The sequence below is a fragment of the Thermosynechococcus sp. GLH187 genome (assembly GCF_031583395.1).
Lineage (GTDB): Bacteria > Cyanobacteriota > Cyanobacteriia > Thermosynechococcales > Thermosynechococcaceae > Thermosynechococcus.
The window spans coordinates 262,268-283,891 of record NZ_CP134175.1 but is presented as its reverse complement, the minus strand read 5'-3'; the positions used below and the strand labels follow the sequence as shown (position 1 = coordinate 283,891).

General features: G+C 53.8%; 19 protein-coding genes. 11 read left to right on the top strand and 8 right to left on the bottom strand.

Features of this window, described 5'->3' with window-relative positions; all coding sequences use genetic code 11:
• The first annotated feature begins 195 nt into the window (after nt 1-195).
• Nucleotides 196-1,800 carry a mechanosensitive ion channel gene (locus tag RHI63_RS01275; RefSeq protein ID WP_310821747.1) on the top strand — a complete coding sequence of 535 codons (1,605 nt, stop codon included), beginning with the start codon at nt 196-198 and terminating at the stop codon, nt 1,798-1,800.
• Between the two features lie 159 nt (nt 1,801-1,959).
• Nucleotides 1,960-2,547 carry an RNA-guided endonuclease TnpB family protein gene (locus RHI63_RS01270; protein ID WP_206200731.1) on the top strand — a complete coding sequence of 196 codons (588 nt, stop codon included), beginning with the start codon at nt 1,960-1,962 and terminating at the stop codon, nt 2,545-2,547.
• A gap of 37 nt (nt 2,548-2,584) precedes the next feature.
• Here the strand turns inward: RHI63_RS01270 and folE are convergent, their stop codons facing one another.
• From folE to RHI63_RS01250, 4 genes are all read right to left on the bottom strand, one after another.
• Nucleotides 2,585-3,235 carry a GTP cyclohydrolase I FolE gene (folE, locus tag RHI63_RS01265; RefSeq protein ID WP_206200730.1) on the bottom strand — a complete coding sequence of 217 codons (651 nt, stop codon included), beginning with the start codon at nt 3,233-3,235 and terminating at the stop codon, nt 2,585-2,587.
• A gap of 183 nt (nt 3,236-3,418) precedes the next feature.
• Complete coding sequence (ftsH2, locus tag RHI63_RS01260) at nt 3,419-5,314, bottom strand: ATP-dependent zinc metalloprotease FtsH2 (RefSeq protein WP_302677071.1); 1,896 nt, start codon at nt 5,312-5,314, stop codon at nt 3,419-3,421.
• A gap of 61 nt (nt 5,315-5,375) precedes the next feature.
• A complete protein-coding gene (gene recG, locus RHI63_RS01255; protein WP_310453152.1) occupies nt 5,376-7,763 on the bottom strand; it encodes an ATP-dependent DNA helicase RecG in 2,388 nt (795 codons plus the stop codon).
• Nucleotides 7,764-7,778: 15 nt separating this feature from the next.
• Nucleotides 7,779-8,627, bottom strand: coding sequence for a hypothetical protein (locus RHI63_RS01250; protein ID WP_206200727.1), 849 nt, complete (start codon nt 8,625-8,627; stop codon nt 7,779-7,781).
• Between the two features lie 134 nt (nt 8,628-8,761).
• Here RHI63_RS01250 and RHI63_RS01245 point away from each other — a divergent pair, with 134 nt between their 5' ends.
• The 9 genes from RHI63_RS01245 to RHI63_RS01205 all read left to right on the top strand — a co-directional run bounded on the left by RHI63_RS01245 (nt 8,762) and on the right by RHI63_RS01205 (nt 17,563).
• The gene (locus tag RHI63_RS01245; RefSeq protein ID WP_206200726.1) at nt 8,762-9,583 is read left to right on the top strand and encodes an undecaprenyl-diphosphate phosphatase; all 822 of its coding nucleotides are present in this window, start codon (nt 8,762-8,764) and stop codon (nt 9,581-9,583) included.
• Nucleotides 9,584-9,816: 233 nt separating this feature from the next.
• Nucleotides 9,817-10,602 carry an RNA polymerase sigma factor SigF gene (locus RHI63_RS01240; RefSeq protein ID WP_310743990.1) on the top strand — a complete coding sequence of 262 codons (786 nt, stop codon included), beginning with the start codon at nt 9,817-9,819 and terminating at the stop codon, nt 10,600-10,602.
• A gap of 19 nt (nt 10,603-10,621) precedes the next feature.
• On the top strand, nt 10,622-11,650 hold the full coding sequence (gene ldpA, locus RHI63_RS01235; RefSeq protein WP_302678644.1) for a circadian clock protein LdpA: 1,029 nt from the start codon (nt 10,622-10,624) through the stop codon (nt 11,648-11,650).
• Nucleotides 11,643-13,346, top strand: coding sequence for a R3H domain-containing nucleic acid-binding protein (locus RHI63_RS01230; RefSeq protein WP_206200723.1), 1,704 nt, complete (start codon nt 11,643-11,645; stop codon nt 13,344-13,346). The genes ldpA and RHI63_RS01230 overlap by 8 nt, the downstream gene beginning before the upstream one ends.
• A gap of 305 nt (nt 13,347-13,651) precedes the next feature.
• Nucleotides 13,652-14,251, top strand: coding sequence for a hypothetical protein (locus RHI63_RS01225; RefSeq protein ID WP_206200722.1), 600 nt, complete (start codon nt 13,652-13,654; stop codon nt 14,249-14,251).
• 105 nt (nt 14,252-14,356) lie between these two features.
• On the top strand, nt 14,357-14,935 hold the full coding sequence (locus RHI63_RS01220; RefSeq protein WP_206200721.1) for a hypothetical protein: 579 nt from the start codon (nt 14,357-14,359) through the stop codon (nt 14,933-14,935).
• A 158-nt stretch (nt 14,936-15,093) separates the two neighbouring features.
• On the top strand, nt 15,094-16,125 hold the full coding sequence (gene hemE, locus RHI63_RS01215) for a uroporphyrinogen decarboxylase (protein WP_206200720.1): 1,032 nt from the start codon (nt 15,094-15,096) through the stop codon (nt 16,123-16,125).
• Nucleotides 16,125-17,072 carry an NAD(P)-dependent oxidoreductase gene (locus RHI63_RS01210; protein WP_206200719.1) on the top strand — a complete coding sequence of 316 codons (948 nt, stop codon included), beginning with the start codon at nt 16,125-16,127 and terminating at the stop codon, nt 17,070-17,072. Before hemE ends, RHI63_RS01210 begins: the two co-directional genes overlap by 1 nt.
• A gap of 23 nt (nt 17,073-17,095) precedes the next feature.
• On the top strand, nt 17,096-17,563 hold the full coding sequence (locus RHI63_RS01205; RefSeq protein WP_206200718.1) for an EVE domain-containing protein: 468 nt from the start codon (nt 17,096-17,098) through the stop codon (nt 17,561-17,563).
• On the opposite strand, the gene RHI63_RS01200 is transcribed toward RHI63_RS01205, so the two are convergent.
• The 4 genes from RHI63_RS01200 to folB are packed head-to-tail and all read right to left on the bottom strand — an operon-like array spanning nt 17,560 to nt 21,624.
• Entirely contained in the window at nt 17,560-18,102 is a 543-nt protein-coding gene (locus RHI63_RS01200; protein WP_206200717.1) for a hypothetical protein, read from the bottom strand. The two genes, RHI63_RS01205 and RHI63_RS01200, sit on opposite strands and share 4 nt — an antisense overlap.
• Nucleotides 18,103-18,151: 49 nt before the next feature.
• Entirely contained in the window at nt 18,152-19,228 is a 1,077-nt protein-coding gene (gcvT, locus tag RHI63_RS01195) for a glycine cleavage system aminomethyltransferase GcvT (RefSeq protein ID WP_310821745.1), read from the bottom strand.
• The gene (locus RHI63_RS01190; protein ID WP_206200716.1) at nt 19,221-21,257 is read right to left on the bottom strand and encodes a thioredoxin domain-containing protein; all 2,037 of its coding nucleotides are present in this window, start codon (nt 21,255-21,257) and stop codon (nt 19,221-19,223) included. The genes gcvT and RHI63_RS01190 overlap by 8 nt, the downstream gene beginning before the upstream one ends.
• On the bottom strand, nt 21,241-21,624 hold the full coding sequence (folB, locus tag RHI63_RS01185) for a dihydroneopterin aldolase (protein ID WP_255521478.1): 384 nt from the start codon (nt 21,622-21,624) through the stop codon (nt 21,241-21,243). The genes RHI63_RS01190 and folB overlap by 17 nt, the downstream gene beginning before the upstream one ends.

Below are 21,624 nucleotides of genomic sequence, written 5' to 3'. Positions count from 1 at the left end.
GTTAGGATTTTTTAACATATCTCAATATCTCAGTACCTAAAAACGTTTTTCAATGACATCACGCTACTTTTTAGATATCCTAGGACTGAATTTTGCATTGATAAGGGTGTGTCTGAATTGAGGACGGTTGTAATGCGTGATACATTTAACCTAGCTATTTTAAGGTTTTCATCTAAGAACCCTATTGAAGGCTTGTTGGCTCAAGTTAATACTGAAGAAACTTCCCAAATTGTCGGTGAAAATTCAGTGAATCCAGCTTTTGATCTCAACAATTTGGGGAGCCTTTTAGCGCAAGTCATTATTGCAGTTGCTTTGCTGCTCATTGGCTGGATTGTTGCCACTATTCTGGCAAAGATAACACGCTCGGTTTTGAAACGAATGCGGGTTGATGAACGATTGACCCAATTCTTTGGTGGAAATGAGTCGCTCCAAAGCATATCAGTGACTGCGATTCTGGCAGCAGTAGTTTTCTGGGTCATTCTTTTGCTGGCGGTGGTGGCCTTTTTAGATGCCCTGCGCTTGACGACAGTGTCACAGCCCCTCAATGCGTTTCTCAATCAAGTTTTTAGTTTCCTGCCAAAGCTGGGGGCAGCGATCCTGCTGGCGGATGTAGCTTGGGTAGTAGCAACTATATCGAAAATGGTGGTCACTCAGTCTGCCCGTTCTTTGAATTTGGATCGTCAACTCCCCCTTGAATCTGAGGGGAATGGTTCCTCAGAGGGGCCGGCCACCATGTCTGTGGCTGAGATGTTGGGAAATACCCTCTATTGGTTTGTTTTTCTTTTCTTCCTGCCCCTAATTTTGGGGGTGCTTGATCTGCAAGGCTCATTGCAGCCTGTACAAAATCTCTTGAATGATATTCTAGGCGCACTGCCTTTTGTCTTTAAGGCGGTGATTATCGCGGTTGTCGGTTGGTTTATTGCCCGCATTGTCCGCAGTTTAGTCATTAACTTAATGACGGCCATGGGAATTCAGCGCATTGGTCAGCGCCTCGGTCTAGGGCAAACCAGTTTAGGGGAATCCCTAGCAACGGTCATCGGTACGATTGTCTATGTCTTAATCTTGATTCCGACGGCGATCGCTAGCCTTGATGCGCTACAAATCGTGGCCATTACGGAACCGGCAACGGCAATGCTAAACCAAGTGCTGACGGCATTGCCGAAAATTTTTACTGCAGCCATTATTCTGCTGCTGGCCTATGTAATTGGCCGCTTTGTGGCGGAGACGGTTACCAATTTCCTGCAAACCATCGGCTTTGATCAAGTGTTGGTCTGGCTAGGTCTAGAGCGTCCGATGGTGGATTCTCAGGAGTCTCAGCCTGCGGAGGCACCCGAACAGCGCTGGCGACAGCCCTCAGAAGTGATGGGCATCGTTGCCCTTGTTGGCGTTTTGTTATTTGGGGCGATCGCTGCCGTTGATGTACTGGATATTCCTGCTCTCAGTGCTTTTGTCACTGCCCTAGTAGTGGTGATTGGTCGGGTGTTGGTCGGAACGCTGATCTTAGCGGTAGGGTTGTACTTTGCCAATTTAGTATTTCGGCTTGTTGCTAGTTCTGGCACCTCCCAAGGGCGTTTTCTCGCTCAGGCGGCACGGCTAGCAACGATGACGTTTGTGGGGGCAATGGCTCTGCAGCAGATGGGCATTGCAACGAGCATTGTCAATTTAGCCTTTGGCTTGCTCTTTGGTTCTATTGCGGTGGCGATCGCCCTTGCCTTTGGCTTGGGATGCCGGCAAATTGCAGCGGCTCAAGTTGAGGAATGGCTGAATTTACTCAAAGGCAGAAATTCTGAAAATAATTGAGGCAGGTAGCAAGAGCTGGCCTAGGAATTTAGTAAAGGAACTGACGCAAGGTGAAGCTGAATGAGAAGAAGGGGCGTTGCCGCGACAGCTTCGATGTTGCCAACAACCAGTTCTGTGTTTCGGGCAAAACCATTCGCCTACCCAAGCGGCGAGGTTGCCATGGCTGAGGCACTGCGCTTTAGCGGCAAGATTCTCGGTGCAACGGTCTTCCCTACAGCACATCGCTGGTATGTGGCCATCCAAGTGGAAGTACCCGATGCGCAGTTTTATCGCTGGCGCACAGCGGATGAAATAACCGGTGTCGACCTTGGTGTTACAGCAGCGGTAACACTTTCTAAGGGTGAGACCGTCGAATCCCCGCAGCCTCTCAAAAGGGCGCTGCGTCGTCTCAGAATTCGGAGCAGGCGCTTGAGCCGCAAAATGGCGTCGGCCAAAATCGCAGCTGGATGTGCACCGAAAGATAGACTGCCAAAAGGGAAAAAGCTTCCCATTTCCAACAACCGCAGGAAGTCCTCTGAAGCATTGGCACGGCTGCATGCTCGCATCGCCAATGTCCGAGCCGATTTCTGCCACAAGCTCACGCCCCGGCTCTGCCGCGAAAACCCAGCGGTGGGGATCAAGGGGATGCTGGCGAATGAGCGGCTTGCCCGCGCCATCAGCAACGTGGGTTTTGGTCTGTGCCGCTGGCAAATGGCATACAAGGGCAAGCGCTACGGCACTCAGCTGATCGTTATCGACCGCTGGTAGCAGAACGGTGTCCTCTCCCCCTCGTCTGGTAATCAGACTAACGGAAGGAGGGTTGGTGGCGGATCAGATCTAGGAACTCTTGGCGGGTGCGGGCATCTTCAGCAAACACCCCTTGCATTGAACTGGTGACCGTCCAAGAGTCTGGTTTTTGTACGCCTCGCATCACCATACACATATGGGTGGCCTCAACAACCACAGCCACCCCTTGCGGTTTCAGGAGTCCTTGCAAAGCATTTGCAATTTGTTGGGTCAGGCGCTCCTGCACCTGTAGCTGCCGCGCATACATCTCGCAAATGCGGGCAATTTTTGACAGGCCAATGACCCTGCCATTGGGAATGTAGGCGACATGGGCTCGCCCAATGATTGGCAGAATATGGTGCTCACAACAACTAAAGAGATCGATGTCGCGCACCAAGACCATCTCATTGGTGTCTTCGTAAAAAACGGCACCATTCAGCAACTCATCCAAGGATTGGCGGTAGCCACTGGTTAAAAACTTCAAGGCTTGAACAACCCGTTTGGGGGTATCCCGCAGGCCTTCGCGATCAGGATTTTCCCCTAGCCCGATGAGGAGTGTGCGAACCGCCTGCTCCATCTCAGCATCTGACACCTGGGTCGAGACGCAGGTGGGTATACTTTCAAGGCTGCTTTGCACGGTTAACAACTGGTTACGGGATTGCTGGGACATAGGGTACCTAAAAATAATAACGATTATCATTCTATTTACTGGTGGAAATGGTGTCAAGGAAACTGACATGAAAGTCGGTTTAGTTGAGCATAGAATTTACAGAGGAAAAGCAGTCAAAATAAAATCCCCCTCATCCGCACTGGGAGAGGGGTTAGGGCGATTGAATCTACTAATTTAGCTTATCTAAAGCTGCGGTACAAAGCGCTCTTTATCGGGAACAACGGTGTATTCAGCAACAATTTGCCGGAACTCTTCACCATCAATGGTTTCTTTCTCTACTAGGAGATCGACGAGGCGGTCAATGACCACGCGATTGTCCCGGATAATCTTGATGGCAAGTTCGTAGCTGTGCTGCACCAACTCCCGCACTTGGGCATCAATGCGAGCCGCAATTTCTTCGGAGTATTCTGTTCGAGACACCAAGTCCCGCCCCAAGAACACTTCACCGTTTTGGGTTTCCAAGGAGAGAGGTCCTAGATCTGACATACCAAAGCGGGTCACCATTTGCCGTGCCATCGCTGTCACTTGCTGCAGGTCATTGCCAGCACCAGTCGTGACTTCAGCATCGCCAAAGACGACGTATTCAGCAGCCCGACCGCCCAAGGCACCAGCCATCCGCGCCATCAGTTGCGATCGCGAGATCAATCCGGAATCCTCTGAAGGCATGAACCAAGTCAGGCCACGGGCTTGACCACGAGGCACTAATGTCACTTTTTGCACAGGATCGTGATCCTTCAAGAGGGTACCGACAATGGCATGACCCACTTCGTGGTAGGCGATGAGGCGCTTGCTCTTGCCGTCAATCAGCGGTGTGCCCTCCATACCAGCAACAACCCGGTCCACGGCATCGTCAATTTCCAGCATGGTGATGGCGGGTTTCCGCCGCCGGGCCGTGAGAATCGCCGCTTCATTGAGGAGGTTGGCCAAATCGGCACCCGTAAAGCCGGGGGTACGGCGAGCGATCGCCTCAAGGGAAACTTCGGGCGCCAATTTCTTGTTGCGGGCATGCACCTTGAGAATCGCCAAGCGACCCTTAATATCCGGCGCATCCACCACCACCTGTCGGTCAAAGCGACCCGGACGCAGGAGAGCCGCATCCAAGACATCCGGACGGTTGGTTGCCGCAATCACAATGATGCCGGTATTCCCCTCAAAGCCATCCATTTCGGTCAGCAGTTGGTTGAGGGTTTGCTCCCGCTCATCGTTACCGCCGCCAATGCCAGCCCCGCGTTGGCGACCCACAGCATCAATTTCATCAATAAAGATGAGACAGGGAGCATTTTCCTTGGCCTTGCGGAACAAGTCCCGGACGCGGGAGGCACCAACACCAACAAACATCTCGACAAATTCTGAACCCGAGATGGAGAAGAAGGGTACCCCTGCCTCACCCGCGATCGCCTTGGCGAGCATCGTTTTCCCCGTGCCGGGGGGACCTACTAGGAGAACCCCTTTGGGAATGCGAGCACCCACCGCTGTAAATTTCTCGGGCTTCTTCAGGAAGGTGACCACCTCTTGTAGTTCTTCCTTGGCTTCATCGACACCAGCAACATCGTCAAACATGACACCCGTTTTGGCCTCCATTTGGAAGCGGGCGCGAGACTTACCGAAGTTCATCGCCTGACCTGGTCCTCCGGGCACGTTGCTGGAGCGGCGGAAGAGGAAAAAGAGTCCCCCCAAGAGCAAGACGGGGAAGAGTAAATTACCCAAGAGTCCCCACAGGGCACCATCATTGCGAGCGGGATGGACATCAATTTCTACGTGCTGCTCCCGCAGTTTACTAATGACTTCTGGAGCCGTCCCCGGCATATCTACCCGTACCCGCAGGGGACGACCGTTAATCAATTCTGGATCAGAGACATCCACAATGGCGGTGCGACCATTATCGAAAATGTCCACTTTACTAATGCGACCCGCATCTAAATAGTTGAGGAATCGCCCATAGCTCATGCGCGTACTGGCAGTATTCAGAGGAGGCTGACTTTGATTGAGCATAAAGTTGCTCGCCCCCTGCCAGAGGAGAACCCCCATGAGCAGTAGGGGGATTGACCAAAGGAGAACTGTTTTCCAAGAGACTTTCATTGGCGGCGCTTTTTATCAGGTTCTTAACTAAATTTAACATATCCCTCCCAAAGGGGGAGTATTAGTTCATCATGCCCTCCAGCAGGCGATCGCGCCGTTGCTGGAGAACTGCTTGCAGCAGAGGATAGCCCCGTAACTCAGGATCCTGGGCGATCAGTTCACTGGCCGCCGATCGCGCCGCCTCTAGGCAATCTTGATCCTCAACAAGGCTAGCGAGGGCAAAGTCCGGTAATCCCGATTGCCGCGTCCCCAAAACCTCCCCCGGACCGCGCAGCCGCAGATCCATCTCTGCAATAAAGAAGCCATCCTGAGACTGCGCCAGCACATTCAGCCGTTGCTTGGCAGCATCATTGCGAGAACTATTGAGCAGCAGACAATAGGACTGTTGGGCACCCCGCCCCACCCGCCCCCGCAGTTGATGGAGTTGGGATAGGCCAAAGCGTTCAGCATGTTCAATGAGCATCACCGTGGCATTGGGGACATCCACCCCCACCTCGACCACCGTGGTAGCCACCAGAATATCCAATTCCCCCTTGGCAAAGGCTTGAATCGTGGCATCCTTGTCACTCGATGCCATGCGACCGTGGAGCAGCCCGACGCGAAAATTGGGAAAAATCTCCGTTTGTAATCGCTCGTGCTCGGCAATGGCGGATTTCAGATCTAGTTTTTCCGATTCCTCAACCAAAGGCAGGACAATATACGCTTGCCGCCCTTGGGCCACTTCACGGCGGATTAAATCATAGGCGCAGGAGCGATCGCCCCGTCCCAAGACGGTTGTTTGAATCGGCTGCCGACCGGGGGGCAATTCATCAATTTGACTCACATCCAAATCCCCATGGAGGGTCAAGGCAAGCGTGCGGGGAATCGGTGTCGCCGTCATAGTCAACACGTGGGGCAGGAGTCCCTTGGCTTGCAGCTTTGCCCGTTGTGCCACCCCAAAGCGGTGCTGTTCATCAATCACCACGAGACCGAGGCGCTGAAACGTCACCCCCTCTTGGATCAGAGCATGGGTGCCCACCAGCACCGGCAATTCCCCCGTTGCCAATTGATCCAGAATCTGGCGGCGCTTGGCTGTACGTATCGATCCTGTGAGCAATTCCACCGGCACATGCAAAGGGGTGAGCCATTCCAAGAGCTTGCGGTAGTGCTGCTCCGCCAGAACCTCTGTGGGTGCCATCAGAGCTGCTTGGTAACCCGACTGCACAGCCGCCAATAGCGCAATCACAGCGACAACGGTTTTGCCGGATCCCACATCCCCTTGGACAAGGCGATTCATGGGAATCGGGCGCTCTAAATCCGCCAAAATTTCCGCCACCACCCGCTGCTGCGCCCCTGTGAGTTGAAAGGGCAGCCCCTGGTAAAACTGCTCAATCAGTTCCCCTTGGGGGTTGAGGGGGGCACTGGCCTGCTGTTGCTGCTGGCGCCGCCGTTGGAGCAATCCCAGTTGCAGGTAGAAAAATTCATCAAAAATCAGCCGCCGCCGTGCCAGACTCAGTCGCCTTTGATCCGCGGGAAAGTGAATGTGCCGCAGCGCCATGTCTAAGGGCATGAGTTGATGACGTTGGCGCAGCGCCTGCGGTAGGGGATCAGGATAGCCCTGCACCAAGGGCAGAACGCGATCGACCGCACGGCGAATCACATCGGGAGATACTCCCTCCGTTAAGGGATAGACCGGCACAATACGGCCAATCGTGAGGGAGTCTATTTCTGCCCCAGCATGATCCAGCACTTCCAACTGCGGATCTTCAAGGGTAAGGCCATACTTCGTCAGTTTCACGAGGCCAGAGGCAGCAACGATGGTCTGTGGGGCATAGAGGCGTTTTTGCTGCTCTTGCCACCCCCGTTGGGCATAGCGGGCACCCGCATAGAAGCGACTCAGGCGAATTTGCCCGGTGCGATCTTGAAGAACAATTTCTAAGATCGTCAGCTTGGCATTGCGGGGACTGGTAAAACAGTTGCAACGGCGGACTTTACCCACAAGGGTGACGGTCTCCCCAGCTTGGAGTTGCCGAATCGGCACTTGGCGGGCATAGTCAATGTGATCGCGGGGGAAGTAGTAAATGAGATCCGCAACCGTATAAAGCCCAAGTTTTTCCAGTTTCGCCGCAGTGCGCTCACCAATCCCATTCACTGTTTTGAGCGCTTGATCGAGGGGACGGGGGCGCGGGGGCGGACTCGTGAGTTGTTTGTGGACATCGTGGAGCAGTTGGCGCGTTTTCACCACGAGGTGTTGTCGTTGGCTGGGGGAGAGATCGTTGTAGTGGGCATAGGCTGCCGCCGTTTCCTGCCAGCGATCGCGCACCTGAAGGGGGAGTTGTTGCAGAGGGGCTTGCGTTAACGCTGCGTGTAAATACTCATTAAACCGATAGGTATTGCCCTGAAGGTTGCAAAAACCCCGCTCCGTTTCAATGGCAAGGGCGCGTTGTAGGCGTGGCCAGTCAAGGGACACAGCAGGCCTCCTTCCCTATTGCTCACCATCCATTGCTTCGGGGACACTGGCGGTCGCGTCTGCGGCTTCATTGGCTTTCCACGTTTGCCACCATGCCCGACTGGCCTTGAGAACCAGATATTGCCGCTGTTTTTTATGCAGTTGCTTCTGGAGGGTGGCCAGACGTGCTTCCAGTTGGCGAATTTGACTGCGCTGATTGCCGAGGGGAGGATGCTGAAACTCCAGTTCCTCAAGTTGCAGGTAAATGGCTGCCATGGGGTGATGACTGGAAGATTCCCTTGGGGACTCACTGGTGTCTCGCTCCTCTTCGCCCTCCTCTTGTAGTTTCTGCTCATCTAGCATCATCGTCAACAAATGGGGAATCCGCCCAAGGGGACGGTTTTCCGCCTTACTGGCAATCTCTAAAATGACCGCGATTGGGGCAGGCGGTAAGATAGCCGCCCGTTGCAGTAGATGGTTTATCTTGAGCGAACTTTGATAAAGAACTTGGCTCAATTGCTCCGATAGGGAGGGGGGTTCCTGTTCCTTGGTTGCGTTTTCTTCCCCATTCGTCGCCTCTTGCTTTGCAGTTGAGTCTTCTTGGCGACGGGGCTGTAGGCCTAAAATCGTGGTTTCCAAGGCGATCGCCAGTTCAACAATCTGACGCTGAAGATCCTGTCGCTCTGGGTCTTCAAGGGTCAAAAATTTCTCTGGAAAGACTTGAGTGCACACCTGATAACTGACGGTGATCAACTGCTGGCGGGCAATGGGGGCGAGCATTTCTAGATAAACATCATAAAGCTGACGCATTTCCGCCAAGGCGGCCAATAGCATCCCCTGTAACCCTAAAATTTCCCGCTCAACGGCTTCTAAGTTACCCGACATACACGCCTAACTGGCAAAACAGTGCTGCTGCGTTTAAGAAGACTGTTTCTACAATCTATTACAACATCTTGGCGAGGATAGCCTGTTCACCGACTCATGGCAAGATAGTGGGGTTGCAAAGGTGAGACAGAAACGTGGATATTATTCTCTGGCTGCAAGCAGTCATCCTCGGCTTCGTGCAAGGTATTACAGAGTTCTTGCCCATTAGCAGTACCGCTCACTTGATTCTCTTTAGTGACCTCTTGGGGTGGAAAAGTGTCTGGCATAAAACTGCCCTAGATGCGATGCAGTTTGGTAGCGTGATCGCGGTTTTTGGCTATTTCTGGCAGGATATTCGCCAAATTGTCCAAGGGGCTTGGCAGGCATGGCAACAGCGGGATTGGCAGCGGGAAGAATGGAAACTGTTGGTTGGGATCACGGTGGGCACGATTCCCGCACTAGCGGCAGGACTTCTTCTGAAATGGGCCAAAGTTGAGTTGGATCGGCCTCAGATCATTGCCACGATGGCGATCGCCATGGCAATTCTTTTGGGATTCGCAGAAAAATGGGGTTCCCGCAAACGCACCTATCAAGACATTGGCATTTTAGATGGCTTTCTAGTGGGTTGTGGCCAGATGATTGCCCTGCTGCCGGGGGCTTCGCGTTCAGGCTCCACGCTAACGACAGCTTTATTTTTAGGGCTGGAGCGGCAAACAGCGGCGCGCTTTTCTTTTCTGTTGGGCATTCCCACACTGACGATCGCCACCCTTGTCCAAGCCAAAGATGTTTTTGATGAGGGGACGCTGTTTATTCCTCTTGTGATTGCCACACTCTCGAGCATGGTTTTTTCCTATTTGGCGATCGCTTGGCTGCTGCGATTCCTGCAACGCCATTCCACTTGGGTCTTTATCTGGTATCGCATTGGCTTGGGAACTGCATTGTGGGGCGCGATCGCCCTCGGTAGTCTGCGAACCTAAGGAACAACATTTAGCAAAATTTAATCTAACCTGTGGTCGAGATCACAGGGAAACTACGGATGCCTTGCCATACTAGATGTGGAATCGTAAGAATAGGCGATTTCATAGTCGCAGTTGATATCTAGTTCAGGTATCTATTTAAGTTGTTGTTCAATAACCCAAGAAGACCGTAGGATGTGCTCATTGATCTGCTCATTTTGAAGCTGTGGGGGATTTAAGGTACGGTGTGTTCTATGTTCAGCACGACAGCCAATACTGACCTCAAGCATTCCACCCTCTCGCTGTTGCAGGCATACCAAGACAACCCTGCACGCGAATTGCGGAATCGCCTTGTCGAGTTGAACATGGGACTGGTACGCAAGGAAGCCCATCGCTGGGTACAGTGCACCCAAGAAAGCTTTGACGACCTGATGCAAGTGGGCACCCTTGGCCTCATTCACGCCATTGAACGCTTTGATCCCAGTAAGGGCGTGGCCTTTAGTTCCTTTGCCATTCCCTACATTCGCGGTGAAATTCAACATTATTTGCGCGACAAAAGTCCACAAATTCGCGTCCCCCGCCGTTGGCAAGCCCTCCAAAGCCAAGGAAAGCGGGTGATTCAAGAACTCCGCCAACAACTGCATCGCCCCCCCACCGATAACGAAATTGCCCAAGCGCTCGATGTTCCCCTTGAAGAATGGCAAGCGGCAAAATTTGCCAACTACCACACCACCCCGGTCAGCCTAGATGCCCCCGCCCTCGAAGGGGAAGAGGACAGTGTTTGCCTAGGGGACATCGTGCCCGATCAACGGTACCAAAGTTTTCAACTCGCCCAAGAAGATCGCATTCGTTTGCAGCAGTGTCTGCAGAAACTAGAAGCCCGCACCTGTCAGATTCTGGAATTTGTCTTTTTGCACGATTTGAGTCAAAAAGAAACTGCTGAACTCTTGGGTCTAAGTGCGGTCACAGTTTCTCGCCAGATTAAAAAAGGCCTGCAAGCCCTACAACGGATGATGAGTCACGACGACGCTGAATCCTGAAAACGCATAAAATATATTTATGGTTAATTTTGCTGCCCCCCTAGCGGCTTTAGCGGCACATCGTTGGTTCAAACTCATTAACGGTGCCAGTTTCCAAGATGTTGCCCAAATTTATAACTTGACGTTGGCCTATGCACTGGCAGGGGCTGATTGTATTGATGTGGCCGCCGACCCTGCCGTGATTTACGCGGCTAATCACGCTTTGACAGTTGCGGCAAGCCTTGGGGCCACTCGCCCCCTGCTGATGGTGAGTATTAATGATGGGGCTGACCCGCATTTTCGTAAGGCCACGTTTGATCCGAGTCGCTGTCCCCCAAGGTGCGATCGCCCCTGTGAACGCATTTGTCCTGCTGCCGCCATTCGCTTTGATGAACAGGTGCAGGGGGTGGTGCGCGATCGCTGTTATGGTTGTGGCCGCTGTTTACCCCTGTGCCCCTTGGGTTTGATTTCCACCTATGAGCAGCCAGCGGTGTTTGAGCAGATCACTCCCCTCATTGCCCAAGGCACCATTCAAGCCCTAGAAATCCACACCCAACCCCAGCGCTACAATGACTTTACCCAGCTTTGGCAGCGCGTCCGCCCCTGGGTTCGATATTTGCAGGTGCTAGCCATCAGTTGTCCCCAAGGCGAGGGAGTAATTGACTATTTGCGCTGGATCAATGGGCAGATTCAACCGTTGCAGTGTGCCCTCATTTGGCAGGCGGATGGTCGTCCCATGAGTGGCGATATTGGCGATGGTGCAACACGAGCCACCATTCAATTGGGTCAAGCCATTTTAGGGGCAAATTTACCCGGATTTGTGCAGTTGGCGGGCGGCACAAATGGCCATACGGTTGCTAAACTCAGGGCAATGGGATTGCTAGATCCACAGGGAATTGCTGGTGTTGCCTATGGTAGTTATGCTCGCAAACGCCTTGCCCCTTTCCACGCGATCGCCGACCAACCCTGGCAAACTGTTCCTGCCGTCCTTGCAGCGGCTGTTGCTGAAGCAGCTACCCTTGTGTCTCCTTTGAAATCTGTCCCGTCACCCTCTGTACCCTATGGTTGAATTGACTGCTGGACAACGCCAAGTCACTGACGATCTCGATCAATTATTGGCGATCCTACCGCCGCCCCTTGGACAGTCCCTCACCGATCATCCACAGCGGGAAGAACTCTTAGAAATCGTTCTCGATTTGGGGCGATTGCCGGAAGCACGGTTTATCCACAGCACCCAATACCTTGCCGAGACGCCCGTCAGCCGTGAGATGTTGCAATATGCCGTGGATCGGGTGGGTGAGTTTAGTGGTGACAATCGCGCTGGCATTGAGCGTACGCTGCACCGCATTAGTGCCCTGCGCAATCGCCAAGGAACGATTATTGGCTTGACCTGCCGGGTGGGGCGAGCCGTCTTTGGCACGATTGGTATGATTCGCGACTTGGTGGAAAGTGGCCAGTCTATTTTGCTTTTAGGTCGCCCCGGTGTTGGTAAAACAACGGCACTACGGGAAATTGCCCGCGTCTTGGCCGATGAGTTGCACAAACGGGTAGTGATTATTGACACCTCTAATGAAATTGCGGGCGACGGTGATATTCCCCATCCAGCGATTGGCAAGGCACGACGAATGCAGGTGGCTCGCCCGGAACTTCAGCATCAGGTGATGATTGAGGCGGTGGAAAACCACATGCCCCAAGTGATTGTCATTGATGAGATTGGCACCGAACTAGAGGCACTAGCAGCACGCACCATTGCGGAGCGAGGCGTACAACTGATTGGTACTGCCCACGGCAACCAAATTGAGAACCTGATGAAAAACCCGACCCTCGCGGATTTGGTGGGGGGCATTCAATCGGTCACCCTTGGGGATGAAGAAGCGCGGCGGCGGGGCACCCAAAAGAGTGTTCTTGAACGCAAAGCTCCACCCACTTTTCAAATAGCCGTGGAAATGCTGGAGCGCGATCGCTGGGTTGTGCATCTCGATGTGGCCGCCAGTGTGGATCTCCTACTGCGGGGTCGCCAACCCTCACCTGAAATTCGCAGTGTTGCTGCCGATGGCTCAGTGGTGATTAGTCGTCCTGAGCCTCCTTCCCAGCGATCGGAGGTCAAATCTGTGCCTCAGCGTCCCTCTTGGCGTGAGAGTGGCCAGATGCTACCCGTCGTCGATGCCAACAAAGAACCTCTGCGAGCCAACTTTGCCCAACTGCTCGAAGCCACATTGGATGCCCCCACGGTTGGGCCGAATGGCGAAGAACTCCCCCTCCACGTCTTTCCCTATGCCGTCAGCCGCCATCATTTAGAGCAAGCCATTCGCACTCTCAACCTACCCATTATTGTCACTAAGGATATTGATCAAGCGGATGTGATTTTGACGCTCCGCTCCCATCTCAAGGGGGAAAGCAAGCTGCGGCACCTTGCCCATATTCACCATCTCCCCGTCCATGCCATTAAGACAAATAGTATGGCGCAAATTGTGCGGGGGTTACGGCATTTGCTTGGCATTGAAGACCCCAGTCCAGCCGAGTCAGCAGATCTTTCCCTCTTTAGTCCAACGGGCAGTGATGACGAATTGGAAGCCCTTGAGGAGGCGCGCTTAGCTGTGGAAGAAATTGTTATTCCCAAGGGGCAAGCAGTGGAGCTACTCCCGCGATCGGCCAACATTCGGCGAATGCAACACGAGTTGATTGAGCACTACCAGTTGACCTCCTGTAGCTTTGGTGAAGAGCCGAATCGGCGGCTGCGGATTTACCCGAATCTATCACGCTAATCAGGGATTGACCAGTGCCTGCAAAAAGGCACCTCTGCGCCCAATGGGCAAAACATCCTGCACAGCGCCAAGGGCGATGGCCTGCTTGGGGATGCCAAAAATGACACGGGTGGCCTCATCTTGGGCGCAGTAAGTATAGTTTGGGCATGAATGCAGGTTCCTGTTTGTCAGCGGCTGAGGTTTAGAAATTGTGCGAGTAGTGGATCATTCATGGGTTCTATTCCCTAGGCTATGATCGTATAGAAAATACCTGAGCTTGGCGGCAATCCTCAATCAAGTCAATAATCAAGTCAATAATCAATTCAATGACACAAGCATACACCCCTGAAGATGTTTGGCGGTTATTGGGGGAGTTACTGGAAGCCCAAAAGGAAACAGAACGTCGATTTCAGGAGACTGAGCGGCGTTTTCAAGAAACTGACCGACGTTTCCAAGAGACTGAGCGTTTACTACGGGAAGAAGCACGGCAGCTCAACCAACAGATTGGTAAATTGGGCAACCGCCTTGGGGAATTTGTGGAATGGCAAGTACGTCCAGCCGTGCTGCGCTTATTTCAGAGTCGGGGGATTGCTGTCTCCCAACTCTACAGCGATGTGATCCTCCAAGATGGGAATGAGAGCCTAGAGATTGATTTGTTGGTCGTTAACACCGATGAAGCCGTTCTCGTTGAGGTGAAAACCAAGCTCAGCCAAAGTGATGTCGATGAACACCTAGAGCGGATTGCCAAATTTCGCCGTTTGGCTCATCAGTATCGGGGTACAAAACTCTTGGGAGCCGTGGCGGGGATGATTGTGCCGCCTGAGGTGGCTCGCTATGCCTATCGGCAGGGTCTATTTGTGTTGGCACAGTCGGGGGATGGCGTGGCAATTCTCAACGACCCGCAGTTTCAGCCCCGCGCGTGGTAAAGCACAGTGGCAGTGCCCTTGCGCAGTTTATGATGGAAATTCTCTGAGCGCCTCCTAGGCTATGATGAGAGGGTTAGCTGTAGCCTAGAAAACCCGACCCAGATCATGACACAAGCCCATACCCCTGAGGATGTTTGGCGGTTATTGGGAGAGCTGCTGGAAGCTCAAAAGGAAACAGAACGCCGATTTCAAGAAACTGAGCGGCGTTTTCAAGAGACTGAACGGTTACTGCGAGAAGAAGCTCGCCAACTTAACCAACAAATTGGCAAACTGGGCAACCGTCTTGGAGAATTTGTGGAATGGCAGGTACGTCCAGCCGTGCTGCGCTTATTTCAGAGTCGGGGGATTGCTGTCTCCCAACTCTACAGCGATGTGATCCTCCAAGATGGGAATGAGAGCCTAGAGATTGATTTGTTGGTCGTTAACACCGATGAAGCCGTTCTCGTTGAGGTGAAAACCAAGCTCAGCCAAAGTGATGTCGATGAACACCTAGAGCGGATTGCCAAATTTCGCCGTTTGGCTCATCAGTATCGGGGTACAAAACTCTTGGGAGCCGTGGCGGGGATGATTGTGCCGCCTGAGGTGGCTCGCTATGCCTATCGGCAGGGTCTATTTGTGTTGGCACAGTCGGGAGATGGCGTGGCAATTCTCAACGACCCGCAGTTTCAGCCCCGCGCGTGGTAAAGCAAGGGAATTCTCCTCTGAGGTGTGGGAGCGATCGCCCCCTAGGGTATGATTGTAGGGTTAAACTCTGTGAATCGCAGGCAACACCTGACTTCAATAGGGCTTGCTGAGCGAGTCTTCCAGAGCCATTGAAAACGATTGGAATTACACATTTTAGGATGACCACCCCTTTACTCCTACGTGCTGCCCGTGGTGAAAGCGTTGAGCGTCCCCCCATTTGGTTGATGCGGCAAGCTGGACGCTACATGAAGGTCTACCGTGACCTGCGCGATCGCTATCCCTCGTTTCGTGAGCGATCGGAAATCCCCGAACTGGCCATTGAAATTTCACTCCAACCCTTTCGTGCCTTTGCCCCCGACGGTGTGATTCTCTTTTCGGATATTCTCACGCCCTTGCCGGGGATTGGTATTCCCTTTGACATTGTCGAGAGTAAAGGGCCGATCATTGATCCACCCATCCGTACCCTTGAGCAGGTGCAACAACTCCATCCCTTGGAACCGGAAGTGGCCTGTCCTTTTATTCGTCCAATTCTCTCGACCCTGCGCCAAGAGGTGGGCGATCGCGCCACGGTGCTGGGGTTTGCCGGTGCCCCTTGGACACTTGCCGCCTATGCCATTGAGGGCAAAAGCTCCAAGGACTACATTGAAATCAAAACCATGGCCTACCGTGAGCCAGAGTTGCTCCACAAGTTCTTAAACCATTTGGCCACTGCCATTGCCGACTACCTGTGCTATCAAATTGACTGTGGTGCCCAAGTGGTGCAACTGTTTGATTCGTGGGCGGGTCAACTCAGCCGTCAGGACTACGATACCTTTGCCTTCCCCTACCAAAAGCAGGTGGTTCAGCAGGTCAAAGCCGTCTATCCCGATGTGCCAATCATCCTCTATATCAATGGCAGTGCCGCAGTGGTCGATCGCATGGCAGCAACTGGGGCAGATATTGTCAGCCTTGACTGGACTGTGGACATCGGCACGATTCGCCAGCAGTTTCCTGCCAGTGTCGGTCTGCAGGGGAATTTAGACCCCGTCACGCTCTTTGCCCCCCAGCCAGTGCTCAAGGAACGAGCGCTAGCCATTATCGAAGCGGGTCGCAAGGGCAAATATATCTTTAACCTTGGCCATGGCGTTCTCCAAGGAACCCCTGAGGAGAATGTGGGTTTTCTCTTTGATCTGGTGAAGTCCCTCGGCTAATGCGCATCTTAATGACGGGTGCCAGTGGTTGCATTGGCCAGTACATCGCTGAGGCGCTGATCCAAGAGACGGATCATGAACTCTTTTTGCTGGTGCGGCATCCAGCACGGTTGCAGATTGATCCTCACCAAAGAGCCGGGGTGAACGTGATTCAGGCGGATCTCATGGATTTGACCCCCTTGGAACCGCTACTGCCCACCCTCGATCTTGCAATCCTAACGGCAACCGCTTGGGGAGGGAACAATGTCTTTGCCATCAACTACGAGCAAACCTGCCATCTCCTCAAGCAACTGGATCCGCAACGCTGCCAGCGGGTCTTTTATTTTTCAACGGCAAGTATCCTCAATCATCAAATGGAACCGCTGCCGGAAGCAGGCACCTTGGGAACGGATTATATTCGCTCTAAGTATGAGTGTCTCCATGCCATTGAGCAGTTGCCGGTGGGCGATCGCGTGATTGAACTGTTTCCCACGATGGTCTTTGGTGGTGGCGCCGATGGCAAGCGACCCTCGTTTATCACCGAAGGCATGCGCGAAGTGCTCAAGTGGCTGTGGTTGGCTCGCTTTTTCCGTGCTGATGCCAGTTTTCACTTTGTCCATGCCCGCGATATTGCCCAAGTGGTTCTCTACCTGTTGCAGCATCCTGAGTATCCCGTACCGCGTCGGGTGGCTCTGGGTAACCCGCCAATTACTGTCAATGAGATGTTGGCGCAGTTGTGCGCTGCGGCAAAGCTGCCCATCTATTTGCAAGTCCCCTTGACGCTGCCAGTGATCAACTTCTTTGTGCGGGTATTTCGAGTGCAAATGTCGCCGTGGGATTATTTTTGCTTGAACTATCGTAACTTCACCTATGACACCGTGCTTAATCCTCAAACCTTGGGGCTAACTCCCTACTGTGCAACCGTTGAGGATTTGCTACGCTGTAGCTTGGGCACGGCAGACCTCTAAACTTAACCATTGCGGAATCTTTGATGGCAGGGATTTGGTTACTGAAGTCGGAGCCAAGCGTTTTTTCTTGGCAGGATTTGCAGGCAGCCCCACAACAAACCACCTGTTGGGAAGGGGTACGCAACTACCAAGCTCGCAATTTTATCCGCGATCACATGCAGGTGGGCGATCGCGTGCTCTTTTACCACAGTAATGCCAACCCACCAGCCATCATGGGCATTGCCGAAGTCGTCAAGGCCGCCTATCCCGACCACTTTGCTTGGGATCCGGACAGTCGCTACTTTGACCCCAAAAGTACGCCTGACCATCCCCGCTGGTTCATGGTGGATATTCAGTATCGCCGCGATTTTTCACCGCCAATTACACTTCCAGAACTGCGGCAAACGCCCGGCCTAGAGGGGATGCTGCTGTTGCAAAAGGGCTGCCGTCTCTCGGTACAACCGGTCACCGAACAGGAGTGGCAGATTATTCTCGGTTTGCGATCGCCCTAGGGTTGGCGAGGCAGACGGCGCAAATAGGGTAAATTTTTCAGGTGGCGATCGCTAGAGTATTGAAAGCCAAAATCCGCATATTCGGCGGTATTCACCAGTCGCCGAAAGGCCGATAAGCCAATCCGCCGCTTGCCATCGAGGGTACTCACCTTGGAGTTGGGGTTATCTGGGTTGCCGCCCAAGAGTTGAAAGGCCTCTTCAGGAGTCAGCCACTCCTTACTGGGATCACCGGTGGGAATTTTTTCCTCGAGGTGTTTGAGCTTGGTGACGAGGCTTTCCCAGAGATTGCGGCGGGGCTTTTGCTGCTGCGAACGAGCGGTCAGCGATCGCCACAAGCGTTGCAGTTGTCCTCCTAGATACTGGAAAAAACGCTTGATCAGCCGCCTGATTTGACTGAGAAGGAGAGACAATCCCGTGGGGGGCGGTGGCGGCGATCGCTCAATAACCACTGTACTCCAACCGCAGGCACTACACACTTGGCGGCCAGAGGACAAGGGCTTTCCTAAACGAGCACCACAGCGAGGGCAAATTTCCAGCATTCGTTGCACTTTACGACTGATGAATCAAATTTTAGCGGAATTGCAGCGGCTACCGAGGACGGCGATAGAACGGGCGAGGAACCACCACGGCTGGGACTTGGCGATCGCGCACCTGTACCGCCAGTTCCCGACCGATGTGGGCAAACTCTAGAAAGACATAGCCAAGGGCGATCGCCTTCCCCAAGGTGGGAGATAGGGTGCCACTGGTAACCTCCCCCACAGCCTGTGCCCCCGCATAGATAGGATAGCCGTGGCGAGCGATGCCTTTGCGCACCAGTTCTAACCCCACCAATTGCCGCTCAATCCCCTGCTGCTTTTGGGCTAAGAGGGCCGCACGACCCACAAAATCGGGCTTTTGCCAATCAATCAGCCAATCGAGACCCGCCTCTAGGGGGGTGGTTTGCTCATCCATGTCTTGGCCGTAAAGGAGCATGGCCGCCTCCAAGCGCAGGGTATCCCGCGCCCCCAAGCCACAGGGAGTCACACCCGCCGCCAGCAGGGTTTGCCACAACTGTTGCCCCAATTCTGGTGCCACAAGAATTTCCCAACCGTCTTCGCCGGTGTAGCCCGTACGCGCAATCCAAGCGGGCTGTTCCAGCAGGTTCACTTGAGCATGGCGATAGGCCTTGAGGTCATTTAGGGGGCGATCGCACAGGGGAGCTAAGGTCGCTGTCGCGGCAGGGCCTTGAAGGGCAATCAGTACCTGTGTCGCTGACTCATCAATGAACTCAATACTGGCGGGTAAATAGGTCTGCAACCATGCCCAGTCCTTGGCAGTGGTGGCTGCATTGACAATACAACGCACTTGACCCTCGCCTATGTAGAGAATGACATCATCGACAATGCCCCCGGCCTCATTCAGGAGAACGGTGTATTTCGCTTGGCCGGGCTGGAGACGACTGAGATTGGTGGGTACCCGTTCTTGGAGTGCCGCGATCGCCTCAGAGCCGCGCAGCAGAAACTTGCCCATGTGGGAAATATCAAACATCCCCACCCGCTGCCGCACCGCTTGGTGTTCCTGCAAAATGCTGCTGTACTGCAAGGGCATCTCCCACTCGCCAAAGGGGGTAAACCGTGCCCCTTGATGCAGGGAATAGAGGGGCGTACGACGCAACGCTTCAGCCATAGAGATTATCCAGTTGTTGTTGTAGTTGGGTGGGGGTCAGTGCCGGTTCGCGGCAGCGCAAGCCTTCACAGACAAGGGCGACTGGCTCGAGGTCATCGCGAACTTTGAGGACAGCCGTTGGCAAGTAGCGCTCCCAGAGGGTTGTAACCTGATCAGGCCGCGCTTGCACACAGACAGGACGCAGATACCACTGCAACGCCGCCAAAAGGCTCGGACAACTCTGGGGAGACTCCTTCATCAATGGGCTAAAGAAACGCAATCCCTTTTCTGCCTGTTCGAGGTAGGCGGGATTCTCTGTGAGCAAAAAGAGTTGCACCAAGTTGGCGATCGCCACCCCATTCGCAGAAGGTGTAGCATTATCGAGACCTTCCCGCTGGCGCACAATCAAATCGGCGCGCTCCGGTGCATTGTAGTAGCCCCCCTCCGTTGCCGCCAATTCCTGATCAAAGAGGGTTTGATACTGCGTGGCCAATTCCAACCACGGCTGAGCCGCCTCCCCCACCGCTAAACTGGCTTGATGCAGGGCAAGCAGGGCTTGGATCCAGTAGGCATAATCCTCGGCCTGCGCCACTTCGGCCACGGTGCCGCCATAGTTGAGGCGGTAGAGTTTGCCTTCTTGATATTGATGCTCGTGGAGCCATTGTGCCGCTTTAGCCGCTCGCTGCCAGTAGGTGCGCTCTCTCCAGACTTGGGCTGCCGTTGCTAAGCCAGTGATCATCAGGCTATTCCAAGCCAAAATCATTTTTGTATCAGTGACCGGCGGAATCCGTCCCGGCCAAGCCTGTCCCTTTGCGGTTGCATTATCCGTGGCCACGGGAAAGGGTTGATCCATGGGCGTATCGGCACCATAGCGGCGAGCAAAGAGTTTACGCAGAATCGGTGCTAGCACCTCAGGATTCGCCGGCGGGCGCACTTGCTTGAGCACAATCTTGCCCTCGAAGTTGCCCCTGGGAGAGATGTCAAAGTGGGCTTGCAGTTGTGCCAATTCCGTTGGGGTTAGGGTCTGCTCTAGCTCTGCATATTGCCAGCAATAAAAGGCGCCCTCCTCGGGTTCAGGATCATTGGCACTGATAAAGCTATCGGCATCCTGTGCTGCATAGAAGTAGCCCTCAGGGGCCGTCATTTCGCGATCAAGCCATTGAATCGTTTGGGCAATTGCAGCGGGAATCTGGGGGGCGCGATCGCCCTGCTGCCACAGCCGCGCTAGATAGGTCACAATTTGGCCATTGTCGTAGAGCATTTTTTCAAAGTGGGGCACTGTCCATTGGGGATCCACGGTGTAGCGATGCCAACCACCGCCCACATGGTCATAGATCCCCCCCCGCAAGAGGTTGTGTCCCCGCAACTGACACAGCTGCAACAGTTCTGGGGGATCGGGACTGAACGCCAGCCCCTGTAGGAGCATTTGGGCATAGGGCATCATGGGGAAGCAGGTGCCTTGGGGGCGATCGCGCAAAATCGGCGTCACTTGGCGAATCCCTGCCCTTAGGAGTTCTTCAGTCAAGGGGACGGCTTCTCCCATCTCAGGGGGGGGAGCGAGATATTGCCAGAGCGTGGCCTGTTGGGCAGCGAGCTTGTCCTTTTCTTGGTCATAGAAGCGGCGCACCGCCTGCAACACCTGTAAAAAGCCCGGACGGCCATAGCGCGGCTGCACAGGAAAGTAGGTACCACCATAAAAGGGACGGCGATCCTGCGGCGTCAGGAATACATTGAGCGGCCAGCCTCCTTGACCCGTCATCAGTTGCAGTGCCTGCATGTAAATACTGTCCAGATCGGGTCGCTCCTCGCGATCCACCTTAATCGGCAGGAAATGGGCATTGAGATAGGCGGCAATCTCCAGATCCGAAAAGGCTTCCCCCTCCATGACAGTGCACCAGTGGCAACTGGAGTAACCAATCGAGAGAAAAATCACCCGATCCTCTGCCGCTGCTTTGGCAAGGGCTTCATCACACCACGGCCACCAGTCAATGGGGTTTTCGGCATGCTTGCGCAAATAGAGACTTTGGCACTGGCTAAGGCGATTCGGCATGGCAGCGCACCATTTCAACACTAATTTGACCCGTAAAATTGGGCACGGGGGGGGCAAGTTTGGTTACACGCACAGCAGCTCGCTGCACTTGGGGGGGCGCTAGGCACAGTTTCATAATTGCTGCTGCTAGGGTCTCAATTAAGTGAAAGCGTTGCTGCTGCATTAACTGCTCGATGGCTTGCAAGAGGGGGCGATAGTCAAGGGTGTCCTCAAGGCGATCGCTGGCCGCCGCTTGTGCCATATCCAACCAGAGCTTAATATCAATCTCAAACCACTGGCCGAGAATTTGTTCCTCTGGTAGGGCGCCCGTATAGCCGTAGTAGCGAATTCCCGAGAGGTGGAGACAGTCAGTTGATGATTCGCTCAA